The 18,474-nt window shown below is 57.3% G+C and carries 13 protein-coding genes and 1 tRNA gene; 3 read left to right on the top strand and 11 right to left on the bottom strand.

Annotated features, from left to right (window positions below; translation table 11 throughout):
• Positions 1-17: 17 nt before the first annotated feature.
• Positions 18-3,353, bottom strand: a complete 3,336-nt coding sequence (locus VMU57_RS11030) for a TonB-dependent receptor (protein WP_325383344.1) — start codon at positions 3,351-3,353, stop codon at positions 18-20.
• A 286-nt stretch (positions 3,354-3,639) separates the two neighbouring features.
• Between VMU57_RS11030 and VMU57_RS11035 the strand changes: the two genes are divergently transcribed.
• From VMU57_RS11035 to VMU57_RS11045, 3 genes are all read left to right on the top strand, one after another.
• The gene (locus VMU57_RS11035; protein WP_325383345.1) at positions 3,640-4,467 is read left to right on the top strand and encodes a FadR/GntR family transcriptional regulator; all 828 of its coding nucleotides are present in this window, start codon (positions 3,640-3,642) and stop codon (positions 4,465-4,467) included.
• 269 nt (positions 4,468-4,736) lie between these two features.
• Positions 4,737-5,003 carry an acyl carrier protein gene (locus tag VMU57_RS11040; RefSeq protein WP_325383346.1) on the top strand — a complete coding sequence of 89 codons (267 nt, stop codon included), beginning with the start codon at positions 4,737-4,739 and terminating at the stop codon, positions 5,001-5,003.
• Positions 5,004-5,005: 2 nt separating this feature from the next.
• Positions 5,006-6,217, top strand: a complete 1,212-nt coding sequence (locus VMU57_RS11045) for a beta-ketoacyl-[acyl-carrier-protein] synthase family protein (protein ID WP_325383347.1) — start codon at positions 5,006-5,008, stop codon at positions 6,215-6,217.
• Here VMU57_RS11045 and VMU57_RS11050 read toward each other — a convergent pair.
• The 10 genes from VMU57_RS11050 to VMU57_RS11095 form a co-directional block, all read right to left on the bottom strand.
• Positions 6,214-7,212: an NAD-dependent epimerase/dehydratase family protein gene (locus VMU57_RS11050; protein WP_325383348.1), complete on the bottom strand. Its 999-nt coding sequence runs from the start codon at positions 7,210-7,212 to the stop codon at positions 6,214-6,216. The two genes, VMU57_RS11045 and VMU57_RS11050, sit on opposite strands and share 4 nt — an antisense overlap.
• Position 7,213: 1 nt before the next feature.
• Positions 7,214-8,476: an aminotransferase class I/II-fold pyridoxal phosphate-dependent enzyme gene (locus VMU57_RS11055; protein WP_325383349.1), complete on the bottom strand. Its 1,263-nt coding sequence runs from the start codon at positions 8,474-8,476 to the stop codon at positions 7,214-7,216.
• Between the two features lie 45 nt (positions 8,477-8,521).
• A complete protein-coding gene (metH, locus tag VMU57_RS11060) occupies positions 8,522-11,245 on the bottom strand; it encodes a methionine synthase (protein WP_325383356.1) in 2,724 nt (907 codons plus the stop codon).
• Between the two features lie 20 nt (positions 11,246-11,265).
• On the bottom strand, positions 11,266-12,357 hold the full coding sequence (locus VMU57_RS11065; RefSeq protein ID WP_325383350.1) for a homocysteine S-methyltransferase family protein: 1,092 nt from the start codon (positions 12,355-12,357) through the stop codon (positions 11,266-11,268).
• Between the two features lie 364 nt (positions 12,358-12,721).
• Positions 12,722-12,798 (bottom strand) — tRNA-Pro (locus VMU57_RS11070).
• Positions 12,799-12,888: 90 nt separating this feature from the next.
• Positions 12,889-13,161, bottom strand: a complete 273-nt coding sequence (locus VMU57_RS11075) for an oxidative damage protection protein (protein ID WP_325383351.1) — start codon at positions 13,159-13,161, stop codon at positions 12,889-12,891.
• Between the two features lie 101 nt (positions 13,162-13,262).
• Positions 13,263-15,965, bottom strand: a complete 2,703-nt coding sequence (locus tag VMU57_RS11080) for a VacB/RNase II family 3'-5' exoribonuclease (protein WP_325383352.1) — start codon at positions 15,963-15,965, stop codon at positions 13,263-13,265.
• Positions 15,966-16,012: 47 nt separating this feature from the next.
• On the bottom strand, positions 16,013-16,783 hold the full coding sequence (locus tag VMU57_RS11085) for a hypothetical protein (RefSeq protein ID WP_325383353.1): 771 nt from the start codon (positions 16,781-16,783) through the stop codon (positions 16,013-16,015).
• Between the two features lie 112 nt (positions 16,784-16,895).
• A complete protein-coding gene (tyrS, locus tag VMU57_RS11090; protein WP_325383354.1) occupies positions 16,896-18,137 on the bottom strand; it encodes a tyrosine--tRNA ligase in 1,242 nt (413 codons plus the stop codon).
• A 78-nt stretch (positions 18,138-18,215) separates the two neighbouring features.
• A partial coding sequence (locus VMU57_RS11095) for a hypothetical protein (RefSeq protein ID WP_325383355.1) occupies positions 18,216-18,474 on the bottom strand: 259 nt, incomplete at its 5' end.

The raw sequence follows: 18,474 nt of genomic DNA on the forward strand, positions 1-18,474 counted from the left end.
GTCGTTGGCCTCTCTGGTTAGAAGTTATATTTCAGCGCGAATTGAATATCGCGCGAAGGAATGGAAGTGGAGGTGATCGTACAGCAGGATGAAGCATCAATCGTTGAACTTGGCGCATTGAAGCTGGTCGTATTCGGCAGGTTGAAGAACTCCGCGCGGAAAGAAAGGGTAGACTCTCCCGGCATCGCGAAGTCCTTGAAGATGGACGCATCATACTGGCGGAAAGCATCGGACTGAAGTGTGTTGGCCAATAGGTTTCCATAGGTATACTGCGGCGCCACGACATATTTCGTCTTATCGAACCAACTCGTCAGCGATCGATGAAATGTCGAAGATCCTCCCGACGGGTTGAGATTTGGCCGCTGTGATCCGACACCGGTATTTGCCCTGTCTGACGAAACCACGGGAGTGTATGGAGTTCCGCTACGCAAAACGATGATCGTCTGAACCTGCCATCCTCCTAACGCAGCATCGACAAATCTGCTGCTGTTACCCATATACCTTCTGCCTCTCCCCACGGGCAATTCATAAGTCCCGCTGATTGCTAGATTCTGAGGCGTGTTGTATGGAGAGTAGGTCCTCTCATACCCAAGGTTGCCGCCAACTGAGGGCGATTGATTCGACTGCATGAACTTCGACCATGTGTACGAGATGAGTCCGGTCAGGCCATTGCCCGCGCGATGTTCAATCTTGGTCTGCAACGATTGATACGTTGTTCCAAGGTCCTGCGACTGGTAGGTAATCGTTCCCCACGGTTGGTAAGGGCGTCTTCCCTGTACTCCACCAGGTCCGGGCGAAGGATCGTTGAAGTCATCTGTGCTCTGCAAATGGACTCCATGATTTCCAACGTAAGTAATGTCAAATACCGTCTTGGGCGAAAGCTGTTGCTGCACACCGAAGCTGTAATGCTGGTTCGAGCCCACCTTGAGATGGGTCAGCGTTGGCAAAAGCGACGGATTCGCTGTTGCTGAACCGAGCTGCGAGCCAAGGAAAAAATTTCCAGTCGTACGTGTTGGAACGATGTTCTGCGTTTGGTTGACAGTCTCCGACAACAGGAACGGAAGAATATTGCGGTTCACGCGGCCCGCGGTTCCTTCAGGCTCGTAAAAGATGCCGAAGCCACCACGAACAACTGTATCGTTGCCGAGTGGGCGCCACGCAAATCCGATGCGCGGACCAAACTGGGTACGGTCCGTATAGGTAATCGAATAGGGAAGACCTGCCTGGCTGCTGGTCTGAATGTATTGGCCAAAAAACTGGTAAGCAGCAGGTGCAGCGTATTGGGACGAAAGATCAACTTTGTCTGTATGACTTTCAACGATGATCGGCTTGGCCTGGGACGGATCGAATGTGCCCAGCTGTCCTTTATATCCATCCAGCCATGGCGAATACTCATATCGAAGACCAACGTTCACCGTCAGTCTGCCATTCACTCGGATGTCGTCCTGGGCAAAATACTGGTGATACCAGCGTTGTCCACCGAAGTTGTTCCCAGGATAGGCGCGCGCCACAGAAGCAGGATAGCCCAACAGGAAGTCTGCAAAGGCATCGCCGCCGGTAGGATTCGATGGGGTTGCCGTAGGATTCTGCGTCTCAATGCCGGTGAAGTTGAAGATGCCCGCATAGTTTGAACTGTCATACCCAATCCACTGATAGTAGCGAACCAACACTCCAAACTTCAGAGAGTGCTTTCCTTTGAGAATCGTAAAGGTATCCGTTGGCTCAAAGACCGTGCGGTCCTGCGATTTCGGGCGTTGATCGAAGGCCGATCCCTGCAGAGCACTGTAACCACTGAAAGAATAGTCCGGAAACGACCCTCCTGTTCCGGGTCGAAGCAATCCGCTGAATCCCGCAATGCCATTCTCACCATTGAAGTCAGGGCCTTGCAGGAATGCCGCGAGCAGCACATGGCTGGGAAGATAGTGAACTCGAAAATCCTGCACTTTATTGGCGCCGATATTCGTAATGAGCCCGACTGCGATGTCCTGGCCATTTGAGGTCAGAGAGGCGGTCTTTAGCAATGGCGCGGCATTGGGGTCTACTTCGCGGTTGTTGACGTACACCCAGCGACCGAAAAACCGGTTAGACGAATTGATCTGATGGTCGATGCGTATGGTGAACTGGTCCCAGTCGATCGCCTGGGACGGGACGGCTTTGAAGTTCGTCGCACCGCTGTTCGCGTGGGGAATGTAAGCAAGAACTGCCGCCGCCTGGGACGGAACCCGCGACGGACAGATTACGTTGAGTACGCCGTTGCAGCTAACTTGCTGGCGCGTCGTGTTGGTGCCATTGGTTACGGTGGTCAACGGGTCGTAGATGGGCTTCAACCCCGGAGCGCTGAAGTCGCCATTTCGCTGTGCATCGGTCGGTACTACGCTGTTGACGACCAGTCCCTGCCGAAGCCTCTGGGCTTCATAGTCAAGGAAGAAGAACGTCTTGTCCTTGCCGTTGTACAGATGAGGAATCGATAGCGGGCCGCCAATGGCACCGCCAAACTGATTGCGCTTCAGGATGGCTCGTGTGGTCGAGAAGAAGTTGCGCGCGTCCAACTTGTCATTGCGGATAAATTCAAATACGCCGCCGTGAAACTTGTTCGTACCGGACTTGGTGGTGGCGTTGAAGAACGCGCCCCCACGGTTGTATTCCGCGGAATAGGGGCTCTGCTGCACGCTAAACTCTTGCAGCGCGTCGATAGAAGTCTGGATGAAGGTGCCGCCCTGATGCTGCTCACTGACATCCACGCCATCCAGCAGAAACGAGATGGCGCTGCCGCGAATACCGCTGATCGTATTTCCATCGACGACCTCGGGGCGAATCGCCAGCGAGTTGCCGGTCGGCGGCAGCAGAGCGGCACCTGGAGTCAACTCCGCCAGGCGAAAGAAGCCGCGGCCATTCAGCGGCAGACTGGTCAGCTGATGATTGCTGATAACGGTGCCGATCGTCGCCGTGTCGGTGCTGAGCAGTGGAGTTTCAACCGTCACATCGATCGTCGTATTCTCTGACCCTAACTGGAGAGCGAGGTCCTCGCGAACGATCTGCCCGACCTGCACCTCGACGTTTGAAGTGCTGACAACCGAGAAACCTTTGGCGGTCACCGTCAGGTTATAAACTCCCGCCTGCACGGGAGTGATCACGTATTCTCCGCCGGAGTTGGTGGCGGCAGTCTGCACAATGTTGGTTCCTAGATTAGTCGCCTTGACGACCGCATTCGGCACAAGCGCTCCCTGGGGATCGGTGATCCGCCCCACGAACCGGCCCGTCTCCACCTGCGCCATCGCTCCGGAAGCGCAGATGAAAAATGCTAAACATGCTGCCAGCAGGGCCGTTGTGACGTGGCGATTCATCTTCCTCATTGCAGACCTCATATCTTTCTCCTTATTCATCGCGGAGATGTTTTTGAACGAGTGCAAAGGTAGTACCAAAACAAATGCTGTGTCAAATAAAAAATTGAGCCGCAGTCATAATTGTTTTTAGAATTAACGATTTGCCCATTATTTATGCATACATTCCGTGAAGATGACCGACCGTCCTCCAGAAGAAGCTTTGTCCACTATTCCATTCGAACGGTAGTACCTATAAAATAGACACGACAGATCTAAAAATTTGACAAAGGACGCGACGGAACGGATTATTTGAGAAATGAATGGAAGACGGAAGTCTCCGATTGACGACGGTGAGCACATCCTCAGCAATAAGGAAGATGTCACTCATCTCCTCATACTCCGATTTCAGCAGCTACTGAGTGATGGCGTTCTGTCTCCAGGAACAAAGCTGCCGTCGGAACGCGAGCTAGCCGCGAACTTTGGAGTCGCACGTTCCTCCCTGCGCCAGGCCCTTAAGGTATTGGAGATTATGGGAGTCATCACGCAGAAGGTCGGTGATGGAAGCTATCTGAACAAGGATGCATCATCCGTTCTGGCCGTGCCAATGGAGTTCCTGTTCCTGTTGGATGACACCTCGCTGCAAGAGCTGACGGAGATGCGCCTGATGATGGAGCCGGCATTGGCTGCCAAAGCCGCTGAGCGCGCCAACACCCAACATATCGCGCTACTGAGACAATCCATTGTCGACCTTGGGCATAGCAAACATGATCGTGTCCGACTGGTTGCCTCGGACATCCTCTTTCACCGCGCCATCTTTCAAGCTTCGGGCAACCGCCTCGCTGGTCGGCTCTTTCACACGATCCATCGCGCGATGCTGAACATGATCATGGTGACCTCGCAACTAGTCGATCTCGAACATACGCTGCACTTCCACCAACCTATTTTGGAAGCCATCGAACAACGCAATTCTGAGCTTGCCGCACGCCTCATGACCGACCACTTGAACGATGCCAGGGATTTATTGCTCAACAGCCGCAATCAGGAAAAGTCGCGCAAATTGCGCGAACATCTTGCCTCCACTGCGCCGCTGCATAAACTCCCCGGTATGCCTAAATCCGCAGTTCGTCCAAAAGCTCGAAGATAAACATTGAAAAGAGATCCTCAAATAGAGAAAGAACCATTTAATGCCTATCTCTCGGCTGATTTTGGATTTCCCGGTGGGGATACGGATTTCCCAAATCAGCAGCCATGACCTCCCTACGACCCCGGTAAATCTGTAACTGGCATCTGGCGGTTCCCTCTCAGCTACCCCTGGCTTGCCCCCACGGTGCCAACCTTCCGTAGGTCAGGGTAGAATTGGCTCTGCAAAACCAGTTCACGCCACTTAATTTAGGGGCAAGGATCATCGCCGAAGTGACAGACCATACCATCCAGGATCGGGTTCTAAAGGTCATCGCGACCACCAAACGCATTCCGCTTGAGAACGTGCGTCCCGACAGTAGCTTTGAGTCGCTCGAGATCGACTCGCTTGATCGACTCAACATTCTTTTTGGCCTCGAAAGCGAGTTCGACATCGAGATCAACGATGAAGATGCCAAGCATATCAAGAATATTCACGAGATGATCGAAGGCATCACTCAGCTTGTTCAGGCGAAGCCGCCGTCTTCGCCCAGCGAGTGACCATGCATCGCGTCGTCATTACCGGGACTGGCGTCCTTAGCGCCCTTGGCAACAATACATCCAGCTTCTGGCAGTCCCTGACCTCGGGTATCTCGGGCATTCGGGAGATGGTTGGCGTCGACATATCGCAGATCCGCTTCAAGAACGGCGCCCAGGTCCAGAACTACATCCCCGAAGAACACTTCGCGGCAAAAGACCTCGACATGATGGACCGCTTCGCTCAGTTTGCCGTCCTCGCTGCCCGCGAAGCTATCGCCGAGGCAGGCATCGAGTGGACCCCCGATCTGCGAGAAGCCGCGGCTGTCGTCACCGGTTCCTGCCTTGGGGGCCGTGGCGCGGAGGAGGCTGGCTACTGGGAGCTCTTCCACAACGGCAAGAGCCGTATCCATCCCTATACGATTCCGCTCGGCATGAGCAACGCGGGCACCAGCCATATCTCCATGCAGTTCGGCATCGAGGGGCCTGCCTTCAATCTCTCTACCGCCTGCGCCTCCTCGGCACACGCCATTGGCCATGCCTTCTGGATGGTCCGCTCCGGAGTTGCTCCGCTCGCAATCGCTGGCGGTAGCGAAGCCCCTTTCTTTCTCGGCGGGCTCAAGGCATGGGAGGCCATGCGCGTCGTCAGCAAGGACACTTGCCGCCCCTTCTCCGCAGAGCGTAGCGGCCTCATCCTGGGTGAAGGCGCTGCCATGCTTGTGCTTGAGCCGCTGGAGGCGGCGCTGGCCCGTGGGGCGCGTCCGCTAGCCGAAATTGTGGGCTTTGGCATGTCAGCCGATGCCGGTCACATCACGCAGCCCGTCGCGACCGGCCCAGCTCGCGCCATGCGCATGGCGCTTCGCGACGCCGGACTTACTCCCGAGCAGGTCGGCTACATCAACGCTCATGGAACAGCTACTGAGGCTAACGACCGCATCGAGACCACAGCCATCCGCAGTACCTTCGGTGCGCACACCGATAAGCTCGCCGTCAGTTCAACGAAATCCATGCACGGCCATGCCTTGGGCGCTGCCGGTGCTCTTGAGGCTGTGGCCAGCATCCTCGGCCTCAGGCATGGCGTTCTTCCTCCCACCGCCAACTTCCTCACGGCTGACTCCTCTTGCGATCTGGATGTCATCCCCAATCAGGCCCGCACGGTCGCCGTAGAGGCTTGCCTGTCGAATTCTTTTGCCTTTGGGGGACTAAACGCCGTCCTCGCCTTTAAGTCGCTGCCTTAAGGCCGCCTCAAGCTCTTCACCCACGCCACGGAACGAGCAATACCCTCTTCGAAAGAGACTCGCGAGACAAAGCTGAAGTCGGCTCTTGCTTTATCGCTGGGAAACTCCTGATCCCTCGCCAGCAGAAAAACAGCGTGCCGCGTGAGCATCGGCCTTCCCGGAAGCGCCTTTACCCAGCGATACGGAGCTTCCATCGCCCCTGCAATCGCCATCGCCAGTCCATAGGGCAGGTCAATCCAGGGGGGCCTACACCCCAGCCCTTCTGCCAACGCCGCCACATAGGTGTTCCATGTCGCTCCGGTCCCGTCTGAGAGGTTGTAGGCCTGTCCTTCGGCAACGGTGCTCTGGGCGGCGGCAATCATCGCGGCGGCGGCGTTATCGACGTACAGGAAGCCCCCGGTCGCTCGGCCCCCATTGATATGGGCCATCTGCCGGTGCCGTAACAGCTCGGCGATGTCGGTGACAAACGCCTTTCCTCTGGGCCCATAGATCGTGGCTGGCCGAACTACGGTCACGGGAAGCCCCTCGCGCGATCCTCGCCACACCGCATGTTCGCCCTGAATCTTAGTCCGGTTATAGGGCAGCCCTACGTCTCGAACCTCCCCGGTCTCGGTGCACGGAGTGTCAGGATACCCATAGACGTCCGTGGTGCTGACATGAACGAAGCGCTGAAGTTGGCTCGCCTTCAATGCCGCGTCCAACAGCCTTTCCGTACCCCGTACATTGCTGTCGAGGTAGACGTCCATGGGGGCCCAGTCTGTCGAAGCCGCCGCGCAGTGAAAGATATGGGTCACACCACGCACCGCGTCGAGCAGCGATTCATCGTCTGTCAAATCTCCACGAACGATTCGCAGGCGGGGAGGCGCAAACCCGGAAAGATGCCTGAGATCGGAGGTGGAGCGGGCCAATACAGTTACCTGCTCGCCCTCGCTCATCAGCATCTCTGCCAATCTTCCGCCCAGAAAACCGCTCGCCCCCGTCACCAGGACAGACACGCTATTCGCTCCGCATCTTCTCGAAGACATCGAGCGCAAAGTGGAGATGCTCCCGGGTATGAGCGGCCGTCACACACAGCCTCAAGCGTGCTGTCCCTTGCGCGACCGCGGGAAACATCACAGGGGAGACCAGAATCCCATAATCGCGTAATTTACGAGCAAACAAGGCTGTCTTCGCATCGTCGTGGAGCATTACCGGGATCACCGCCGTCTGCGATAGCCCTGTATCGTATCCAAGGCTCTGAAGACCCTCGCGAAGAAATATCGCGCTCGAATGCAGGCACGCAACCCGCTCCGGGTCCTCTCGCAAAATATTGAACGCCTCGCAGGCGGCAGCTGCTACCGGTGCCGACATCGCTCCCGAAAAGATAAACGGGGCCGAAGCATGTTGCAGGAAGATCGCCAGGCGCTTTGAGACCGCCACGAATCCGCCGCTGGCCGGAATCGCCTTTGCCAGCGATCCGGTCCATATATCGACATCGTCCGTAGACACTCCGAAGTGCTCGTCCGTGCCTCGCCCGTGCTTGCCCAGCACACCGCTGGCATGAGATTCATCTATCAGGAGAAAGCAGCCAAACTCTTTTTTCAGCGCGATCAGGTCCGGAAGACAGCCGATGTCGCCATCCATCGAAAACACTCCATCGGAGACGATCAACGTGCGGTTGGCTCCCGTCTCCTTCTGCAACTGTTCTCGCAGAGAAGCCGGGTCGTTGTGCGCGAACGTCTGGACTGGAACACCAGCCAGCCTGCACGCATCCATCAGGCTCCGGTGCGACAGGGCATCGAGGATCACGCGGTCGGCAGGCCCGAACAGGGCGCTGATGACAGCCAGATTTGCTGCATACCCGGAGGTATAGGTGATCGCCGCCTCTGTCCCCTTAAAATTCGCCACCGCCTCTTCCAGTTCCCGGTGGAGGTCCAATGTGCCCGTCAACAGGCGCGCGCCACCCGTGCCCGTCCCATACTTGCGTATCGCCGCAATCGCCGCCTCGTCCACCCTCGGGTTCCCGATCAATCCCAGGTAATCGTAGGACGACAGCATCAGCATCCGGTGGCCATCCATCTCCACAACCGGTCCGGATCGCGTACTCAAAGGAGCCTGGAACGGATAGGCGTCCATGGAACAGGCCAGCGCCGTATTCTCGAATATTCTTCGAGCCCGCGCGTCGATCAGGTCGCGCTTCTTATAGCTGTCCTCGCGGCCACCCGCGAAGTAATCCTGAAACATCTCCCCCGCGGACGAAGGAAAGCTCTTCTTCGTCACGGTTGAGTTCTGTGGAAGGGATGAGGTCTGATTCATGAGTATTGACTATACCGCAGGATCATAGTTCAGATTTTGGCCAAGCCACCTTTCGACCTCTTCCACACTCATGCCCTTGCGCTGGTGATAATCGTCAACCTGATCGCGATCGATCTTGCCAAGGCTGAAGTATCGCGACTCCGGGTGTGCGAAATAAAGGCCGCTCACGCTCGAACCAGGCCACATCGCAAATGACTCTGTAATCAACATTCCGGTGTTCGCCTGCACATCGAGCAGACGCCAGATCGTTCCTTTTTCAGTGTGGTCCGGGCAGGCCGGATAACCTGGAGCCGGCCTGATCCCCCGATACTTTTCCGCGATAATGTCCGTATTGCTTAGGCCTTCCTCGCAACCGTAACCCCATTCATCCCGCACCCGCTTGTGCAGGCATTCGGCAAAAGCTTCAGCCAGTCGATCGCCGATCGCCTCCGCCATAATCGCGTTGTAGTCGTCGTTTTCGGCACGATATTTATCGCATAGCTCCTTCAAACCGATACCGCTGGTTACCGCGAAGCCGCCAATGTAATCCTGCAGCTCGGTCTCTTTCGGCGCAATAAAGTCAGCGAGCGACCGGCAGGGCTCGCTGCCTTCTCTGTTTGCCTGTTGACGCAGAAAGTGAAATTGGTCCAGCACCTCGGTGCGTGTCTCATCGGTGTATAGCTCTATGTCGTCCCCCACGGCATTGGCAGGAAAGAATCCGTAGACGCCACGCGCGGTAATGAGACTCTTCTCAATGATGACGTCCAGAAGAGCATTGGCATCGGTGAAGATCTGCCGCGCCTGTTCCCCCTGGGTCTCATGGTCGAGAATACGGGGATACACCCCCTTCAGCCCCCAAGCGTGAAAGATCGGGGTCCAGTCGATGAACTCGCGCAGCGTCGCCAGAGGGAAATTGTCTAACACGCGCACACCGGCAAATGCAGGAGTAGGCACGTCCTCAGCCCGCCACTTGATCGGAGTCCGTCTCGCGCGAGCGGTCTCGAGAGGGACAACCTGTTGGCGTGGCGCAGAGTGAGCTTTGCGGAGCGCCTCGTACTCGGCACGATGCTGTGTCACAAACGCTGCCTTGCCTTCCACGCTCAGAAGGCTGGTCGTCACAGGGACTGCGCGACTGGCATCCAACACGTGAACGACCGGCTCGCTGTAGTGCGGTGCAATCTTGACCGCCGTATGGGTACGGGTCGTTGTCGCCCCGCCGATCAGCAGCGGCAGCTTGAACCCCTGACGTTCCATCTCGCGGGCGACATGCACCATCTCGTCGAGAGACGGCGTGATCAAGCCGCTGAGTCCAATCACGTCCACCTTCTCGGCTCTGGCACGTTCGAGGATCTTTTCACAGGGAACCATCACCCCCATGTCGATCACCTCGTAGTTATTGCATGCGAGCACGACACCGACGATATTCTTGCCAATGTCGTGAACGTCCCCTTTGACTGTTGCGAGCAAAATCTTACCCTGAGCCTTGACCTCCTGGCCAGCCGCCGCAAGCGCAGCCTTCTCGGCTTCCATGAACGGCGTGAGATGCGCGACTGCCTTCTTCATCACTCGAGCAGATTTCACAACCTGAGGCAGGAACATCTTGCCGGCCCCGAAGAGATCACCCACGACGCCCATGCCATCCATCAACGGGCCTTCGATCACCAACAGGGGGCGGCCCAGCTTGACGCGAGCCTCCTCGGCGTCAAGCTCGATATACGCGTCTATTCCTTTGACGAGTGCGTGAGAAAGTCGCTCCTCGACGGTGCCACTGCGCCATTCTTCAGCCTTCTTCTCGCTGACGACTGTGCCAACGTGCTTCAGCTTTTCGCCGTGTTCTACAAGTCGTTCGGTCGCATCGGAACGGCGGTTGAGCAGCACATCCTCGACCAACACCTTTAGCTCGGGCTCAATCTCTTCGTATACCTCGAGCATTCCGGCGTTCACGATGCCCATATCCATGCCCGCGGCAATGGCGTGATAAAGGAACGCCGCATGCATGGCCTCGCGAACCTTGTTGTTGCCTCTGAAGCTGAACGAAATGTTCGAGACACCGCCGCTGACCTTCGCGTGCGGCAGGTTCGCCTTGATCCAACGCGTCGCATTAATGAAGTCGACGGCGTAGTTGTTGTGCTCCTCCATCCCGGTGGCAACGGTGAGGATGTTCGGGTCAAAGATAATGTCTTCGGGCGGAAATCCAACATCATCGACAAGAATCCGGTAGGCGCGCTCGCAGATACGGATCTTTTCCTCGTAGGTCGCGGCCTGGCCATTCTCATCGAAGGCCATCACAACCACCGCCGCGCCATACTTCAGCACCGTCGCAGCGTTCTGGCGAAACTTCTCTTCGCCTTCCTTCAATGAGATCGAGTTCACAATGCCCTTGCCCTGCAGGCACTTAAGTCCAGCCTCGATGACCTCCCACTTCGAGGAGTCCACCATGAAGGGCGCTTTGGCAACCTCGGGTTCGCTCGCCAGCAATTGTAGAAAGCGCGACATTGCAGCCACGCCGTCGATCATGCCCTCGTCCATGCAGATGTCGATGACGTTCGCGCCATTTTCAACCTGCTGCCGGGCAATGCTGACTGCTTCCTCGTACTTACCCTGCTTCACGAGCTTGGCGAACTTCGGCGAACCGGCCACATTGGTCCGCTCGCCGATCATGATGTAGACGCCAGGCTGCTGGGTAAAGGGCTGCGATCCCGACAGGCGCAGCGGCTTGGGCTCCATCGCCACTCCCGTATTATTTCCGCTCATATTTTCGTTCGTGTCGATGGTCACCGCGTCGCTCGCAGTTCTCGTGGAGGCTGGCCCTCGAGCGCTTTGGCAATCGCCGCGATGTGCTCGGGAGTATTACCGCAGCAGCCTCCCGCGATATTGATCAAGCCTCCGCGCGCAAAGTCGCCCAGATAACGGGCCATATCTTCCGGCCCCAGGTCGAAGCCGGTATCCGACAGAGGGTTAGGCAAACCGGCATTCGGATAAGCCGAGATCGCCACGTCTGCCTTCTCCGAGAGCTCGCTCAGAAATGGATACATCAGATCGGGGCCGAGAGAGCAATTGAGTCCCACCGAGAGCGGCTTCACGTGCTTGACCGCGTTCCAGAATGCCTCCGTAGTCTGAGCGGAGATCAACGTCTCGCCACCACGCCCTACCGCCGCTGAGATCATGACGGGAAGCTCCTTGCCGTCCTGGTCGAAGACTTCGCGGATGGCCACAAGTGCCGCCTTGGCGTTCAGCGAGTCGAAGATGGTCTCGACCAGCAGCAGGTCTGAACCGCCGGCGATGAGAGCGCGCACCTGCTCGGTATAAGCAGTCTTGACCTGATCGAAGGTGACCACCCGGAAGCCTGCATCATCGGCATCGGGGGAGTTCGAAAGTGAGACGGTCATGGGCCCGATTGCTCCGGCAACAAAGCGTTGCCGTCCGGTTGCGCTCCCGACGCGATCGGCCCATTCACGGCACTGGCGCGCCGATTGCTCATTGATCTCGTAAGCCAAATCCCTGAGCGAGGCATCCTCGATGATCTTTTGGTAGAACTCCGGATCCTTGCGTCCACCATGCTCCCGTGGATCGTCTACAAAAAATTCACTCTGGGTGATGCTGGTCGCACCGAAGGTATTTGTCTCGATGATGTCCGCCCCGGCTTCCAAGAACCGGCGATGGATATCGCAGATCATATCCGGCTGAGTCAGGGAGAAGAGATCACCGTTGTTCAGCAGATCCTTGGTGGAGTCCTTGAACCGCTCCCCGCGGATATCGGCTTCCTTCATGCCATAGGTACGGATCGTCGTGCCCATCGCCCCATCGATGATGGCGATTCGGCTATCGAGAATCTTTTGCAGGGGATGTTTTTGGGCTGTCGTCATTTTTTCCTAACGGATTTGCCTGGGCGATGCCGGCAACAGTGCGGATCGCCTTGAATTGGGTTACATAACCCATTGAATTCATTCGTGCTTTAGCCAGATTACTTAACAGTGGGTCTTCCCATTATAGCGAGCCAATGAGCGTACCGTCGCAGCATAGCAAGCAGCATAGCTATTAGAGTGAAGCTGCCTCTAAAAGAAACAAACCTCAGGAGCCGCCTGGATCGCAAATGCTCGCTAACCTCTGCCCCCAGATTCAGCGAGCTAACGGCAAGCGCGGATAGCGTAGCTGTAGTTATAGAAGGGATGCGACTTCATCGCTTCACGCCATCTTGGACGACTCTTGCTAATAAGTGATTGAAAATAATGGTCGGGACGACAAGATTCGAACTTGCGACCTCACCCACCCCAAGGGTGCGCTCTACCAGGCTGAGCCACGTCCCGACTATTGATTGCACGCCTGCCCAGGCGGGCGACGGCGGGGTATGTTGCAGACCTAAGTGTACACGAACGGCGTGATCTTCGCGCCGTCCGCTACTTGGTGGGAGCCACGAATTCCTTGGGCAGAGATCCACCTTCGCCGAAGAAGAATTCGTTCATCTGCTCCACCAGAAACTCCTGGGCCTCGCGTGTCCAGGGCTGCAGGCGATATTCATTTAACAGCATCTTCTGACGCTCCACCCATTCACCCCAGGCTTTTTTCGAGACATTCTTGTAGATCTTCTGGCCGAAGTCCGAATCGAAAGGGGGTTCATCGAGGCCTTCCATTTCGGCCTTGTATTTGGTGCAGAAAACCATGTGCGCCATTTGCGTTCAATCTCCTTGGAAGTCTCTATTTTACGCGGATTCCTTTAACGGTGCGCGATCCCATTGTTTGTGCGCTTTCCTTGCGAAAAAGTGAAAAAACTTCAGGATTTTTTACGTTTTCCTTTGGACTTCTTGTTTCTGGCGCGCTCCTTGGTCTTTCGTTTTCCCGCACGATTTGGACTAGGCTGCGCACTTTCCGTTCTCGAAGCGCCCTTCCCTTTTGCCTTACGAAGCGACCCGGGAGCATTTTGAGCTTCCTCTTCCGACGGCAACAGCGCAAACTGCAATCGCTTCTGCTGGCGGTCGATTCTGTCGAGCAGAACATGAACACGCTGCCCCATCTTGAAGACGTGACCGTTGCGCGCACCTACAATCTGCCGGTCGGTGTCGCGAAATAAATAGCGGTCGTCCTGCAAGGTCGCAATCGGTACCAGCCCCTCGATGAAGAGGTCGTCGAGTTCGACGAAGAAACCATACTTCGTGCACGAGAGGATGATGGCGTTGAAGTCTTCTCCAACGCGGTCCTCCATAAAGCGAATCTTCTTCCACTCGATCAACTCGCGCTCGGCGTCATCGGCGCGGCGCTCCGCCTGGCTCGATTCGGTAGCGATGGCCGCAATCTCAGCTTCCGGAATAGGCTCTTTGCCAGCTTTTATCCGTGTCTCGGAGGAACGGGGAGCGCCCGGCTTCCGAGCACTCATCTCGCGCCAGGGCTGAGGGTCGGTGCTTAGAATAGCCGCGCCATGCGGATTCGCTCCACCCTGCAACAGATCGCGCAGCAGCCGATGCACGATGAGATCCGGATAGCGTCGAATGGGCGACGTGAAGTGAGTGTAGCTTGGCGAGGCCAGAGCGAAGTGGCCCACATTCTGCTCGCTGTATCGCGCCTGCTTCAACGACCGCAGCATCAGGTAGGCCAGAATCCGCTCCTCCGGCTTGCCCGCAATCTTTGCCGTCAGCCGCTGGTACATCTGCGGGGTTACCGGGATCGACTCGGCGACCTCATGTGTCTTCGCCGTGCGCGTCGTCCCACGCACCGAGCGTCGGTCGGCTTTCATCTGCACACGTTTCACCGGCAGACTGCTGAAGCCAAGCGAATAGCCGAACTGGCTCGCCGTCTCCTCGAAATCGACGATGCGTTTCGGATCGGGCATCTCGTGAATGCGATAGATGCTGGGCACGCCCTGCGCCTCGATCCAGTGCGCGACGCACTCGTTGGCCGAGAGCATGAACTCCTCAATCAAGCGGTGCGACCAGCCACGCTGCGAGCGCACGATGGCTTCCATGTTGCCATCGGGGTCGAACTGCACCACCGGCTCCGGCAGGTCGAAGTCAATCGAGCCGCGGCGATGGCGCTTCGCATTCAGCTTAAGCGCCAGCTCATGCATGCGCTCGAAGTCCGGCACCAGAGAGGCAAACTCCGCGCGCGTCGCCGCATCGCCATCGAGCACCGCCTGAATCTGTGTGTACGTCATCCGCCGTGCGCTGCGAATGATGCCCTCGCACAACTCATAGCCCAGCACCTCGCCGTGCACGTCGATCTCCATCAGGCAGCTCAATACCAGGCGATCCTCATCCGGCCGCAAGCTGCACATCCCACTCGAAAGCTGATTCGGCAACATCGGAATAGCACGATCAGGAAAATAAACCGAAGTCCCCCGCAGCCGCGCTTCGAGATCGAGCGCCGTACCGGGCCGAACATAGTGGCTCACATCGGCGATGTGAACCTGAAGCTGCCAGTTGCCATTGGCCAGCGGCTCGACTAACACGGCATCGTCGAAGTCTCGCGCCGTCTCTCCATCAATCGTGACGATCGAAAGTCCGCGAAAATCCCTGCGCCGTTCCAGCTCGTCCGCTGCCAGCGTCTCGACCGTCTGAGCAGCCGAATCCGTAGCCTCCGCCAATACATTCGCAGGAAAGGTATAGGGCAAATGGTGTTTGCGAATGATGATCTCGACATCGACGCCGAACGCATCCGGCGGCCCCAGCACCTCGAGCACGCGCCCACGCGCAGGACGCCCCGGCGCAGGAAAATCCGTAATCTCAATATCGACCGCAAGCCCTTCCAGCGGCCAGTGTGGGTCCAGCTCCTCCGACCAGTGCGCCTGCTGGGCCTGTGCCTCTTCACCGAGTACGCGGTGCGGCGTCAGCATGGGGGTTGCAGCAACCTCAGCGCCCTCCGGAATCAGAATTCCCTGTGTCATCCGCTCGTCCAGCGGTGTAACGTAATTGCCATTAATCAGAGGAGCATTCTCCCACGCATTCGACCGCCCTCGCGACCTCGCATAGTGAAAGATGCCGACCACCGTAGGATTTCGCCGCGTCAACACGCGCGCCACGCGGCCCGATCGACGCCCATCACGTCCCGGCGGCGCTTCATCCACCAGCACCTCGTCGCCCTGCATCGCTCCGTTCAACTCATTCGGAGGAATGAATAGATCGTCTTCGCGGCTGGTGCTCTGGTTGGGACGGACAAAGCCATAGCCATCGCGGTGCAGATCGATCTTTCCTGCCACCAGACGGTCGCGGGTAGCACGATGCTCCACAGGCTGCTCGACATTACGCGGAGCGCGGGCAGTCTTCTCCGGTGCAGCGGCAGGCAGGCTCCACTGCTCCGTGTCGATCTTGACCAGCTCTCCCCGAGCGGTGATGCGCGCAAGCTGCTCCAGCAGCAAACGCCGCTCGCGTCCGCCGCCCAGCCCGAATTCGCGCACCAACTGCTTATATCCGGCACGATGCCCCGGAGAGCGCTCAATCCTGCCAATCAGTTCACCGTCACTTCGGGGATACGGGGTCTGGGCCATCTCACTCTGAGCATACCGCCGCGGCCATCATCGCGCAGCGGCAGTGGCTAATGCTTCTCCTTCGACATCTCCGCCGCCTGTTCGAGCGTCGTATCCGCAGGCACCTGGATAAAGTCCGTCTGAACCTCATCCTGCTGCTGGCCAATATTTTTGAACAGCAGCGCCTTGCCCACGATATTCACATGCGTCTCTGTAATCTGCCACAAGCCCGGCTTCAGCTCACGCCGTTCCACACGAAATGTTCCGCCCTGCTTCATTCGTCCCAACAGCCCCCAGCCGAAGGTCACGTCGCGCACCAGCTTCCCACTGATGGTCTTAATGCGATGCTGCTTTTTGTCCACCACCAGATCGCCCGCCATCGCGCTCAATACGCGCGACTCCATGTCCGGCGGGCTGAAGTCAGGGTTGGGATAGAAGGTCAGCGTAACGGAATCGCCGTTCTCGTTCGCGATCTTCCACAGAAACGCCGTGGGCAGCATGTTCAGCAGCTCTGCCGCATTTTTGTCGTCGGAGGCGCCATCCCTCCGCTGCTTCGCCATCTTCTCCGGGTCGTGGATCGTGCTTTGTATGCGTGCACCTTCTGCCTGCGCCTCGGCCGCAGTCAGCGGCGCACCATTTCTCTCGATCAGGCGCTTCACCGAGCCCTTGGCAGTCTGCACCACGATGGAAACCTTGTTCGCGTCCCGCTGCTCATCGCGGTATTTCCACAGGCTGTGGTCGTTACGACTCGCGGCAAGCTCGGTGTTGACCGCTGTCTGCACGATCTGCGTGGGGTTCTGAGCATGGAGCGGCAGAGCAACAAAAAGAACCAGGGCCACACAGCAAAAGAACTTCGAGCGGGTCAACATACGCATAGTGTTAGGATGCCATCTTTCTCCGCGGGTTTGTGCCACAGACCCCGATAACTCAAAGCAAGCTCAAGCCAACCTATCACGCAATCGTCACAACCTTGGCTCGTTTGCCCAGCCGAACCGTCAGCTTCGCCGGCAACGACTCCAGCGCAAGCATCGAATCACGGTGTACCTCAGTGCCTACGCGCACTGCGCCCTCGGCCAGCTTGCGCGTAGCCTCGCTGGCAGAACTGGCAAGCCCGGCTTGTGCCAGCAGCTTCGCCATCCGCACCGTATTCGCATCGGCTCCGGCAACGGCACTGTATTCCACCGCCACCTCTTCGAGATCGTTCGCCACTCCACGCTGCTGAAACTGCTGCGCCCAGTTCTCTGCTGCCGCATCCGCCTCTGCCGCCGAATGAAAGTCGCTGGTGATAGTGTGCGCGAGATTCTTCTTCGCCTGCATCGGATGCAGCTTGCCATCGGTCACATCGGCCTGCATCTGCGCAATCTCCGACTTACGCAGATCGGTGAGCAGCGTCCAGTACTTCCACATCAACTCATCGGAGATCGACATCAGCTTGCCATACATCTCCGACGCAGGCTCATGGATGCCGATCGCATTGTTCAGCGACTTCGACATCTTCTGCACGCCGTCGAGACCTTCGAGAATCGGCACCATCAACACAACCTGCTGCGGCTGGCCAAAGTGCTTCTGCAAGTCGCGCCCACGCATCAGGTTGAACTTCTGGTCGGTGCCACCAAGTTCTACGTCTGCATTGAGAGCAACGCTATCGTAGCCCTGCGCGACCGGGTAGATCATCTCGTGCAGCGCAATCGGCTGCTCCGCGTCGAAGCGCTTGTGGAAGTCCTCGCGCTCGAGCATCTGCGACACCGTGAACTGCGCCAGCAGCTTCACCAGGTCGTAGTAGTTCAGCTTGTCGAGCCACTCGGAGTTGTAGCGAACCTCAGTCTTCTCGGGATCGAGAATCTTGAAGACCTGCTCCTTGTAGGTCTCCGCATTGGCGGCAATCTGCTCCGGCGTCAGCGGCTTGCGCGTCACATTGCGCCCGGTCGGGTCGCCAATCAGCGCCGTCGAATCCCCAATCAGAAAGATGACCGTATGCCCAAGCTGCTGAAAGTGGCGCAGCTTGCGAATCAGCACCGTATGGCCAAGATGCAGGTCAGGCGCAGTCGGATCGAAGCCCGCCTTGATGCGCATCGGCTTACCCGAGGCAATGGACTGCTGAATGCGCTCCTTGAGAGCGTCCAGCGGAAGAATCTCGGCAGCGCCCTTGGTGATGAGGTCAAGCTGGTCTTCAAGCGATGGAAAATTAGCCATGGTCTCCGTTACAGAAGCGGACATATCTCTCAAGTATAAAGACCAGAACGGCAACCATTACTAAGTGCTCATTTCGGATCAGTCTGAACTGCTGTGAAAACTTCCGTCTGGCTTGAGGTAATGTCGATCAGGAGATCGGAGGTAGTCAAGTTCCACCCCATAATTTGGAAAATTCTTTGAATACCAATAATTCGCAAAAAACTTGACGTGAGAATTGCCAGGGTCAACCACGATGAAATGTGGCCCTTTCCATTGCACTTTAAGCTGATCACCTTCAGATGTGCTCATAATCGCGGGATCATCAGGAGTTGCCTTCACTCGGGCACCTTTCGCAACA

It is taken from the genome of Edaphobacter sp. (genome assembly GCF_035532915.1).
Taxonomy (GTDB): domain Bacteria; phylum Acidobacteriota; class Terriglobia; order Terriglobales; family Acidobacteriaceae; genus Edaphobacter.

Coding starts and splice junctions, on each gene's coding strand:
- VMU57_RS11045 (WP_325383347.1), top strand. CDS start 5,006: ATGCATCGCGTCGTCATTACCGGGACTGGCGTCCTTAGCGCCCTTGGC.
- VMU57_RS11080 (WP_325383352.1), bottom strand. CDS start 15,965: ATGGCCCAGACCCCGTATCCCCGAAGTGACGGTGAACTGATTGGCAGG.
- VMU57_RS11075 (WP_325383351.1), bottom strand. CDS start 13,161: ATGGCGCACATGGTTTTCTGCACCAAATACAAGGCCGAAATGGAAGGC.
- VMU57_RS11030 (WP_325383344.1), bottom strand. CDS start 3,353: ATGAGGAAGATGAATCGCCACGTCACAACGGCCCTGCTGGCAGCATGT.
- VMU57_RS11065 (WP_325383350.1), bottom strand. CDS start 12,357: ATGACGACAGCCCAAAAACATCCCCTGCAAAAGATTCTCGATAGCCGA.
- VMU57_RS11035 (WP_325383345.1), top strand. CDS start 3,640: ATGAATGGAAGACGGAAGTCTCCGATTGACGACGGTGAGCACATCCTC.
- tyrS (WP_325383354.1), bottom strand. CDS start 18,137: ATGGCTAATTTTCCATCGCTTGAAGACCAGCTTGACCTCATCACCAAG.
- metH (WP_325383356.1), bottom strand. CDS start 11,245: ATGAGCGGAAATAATACGGGAGTGGCGATGGAGCCCAAGCCGCTGCGC.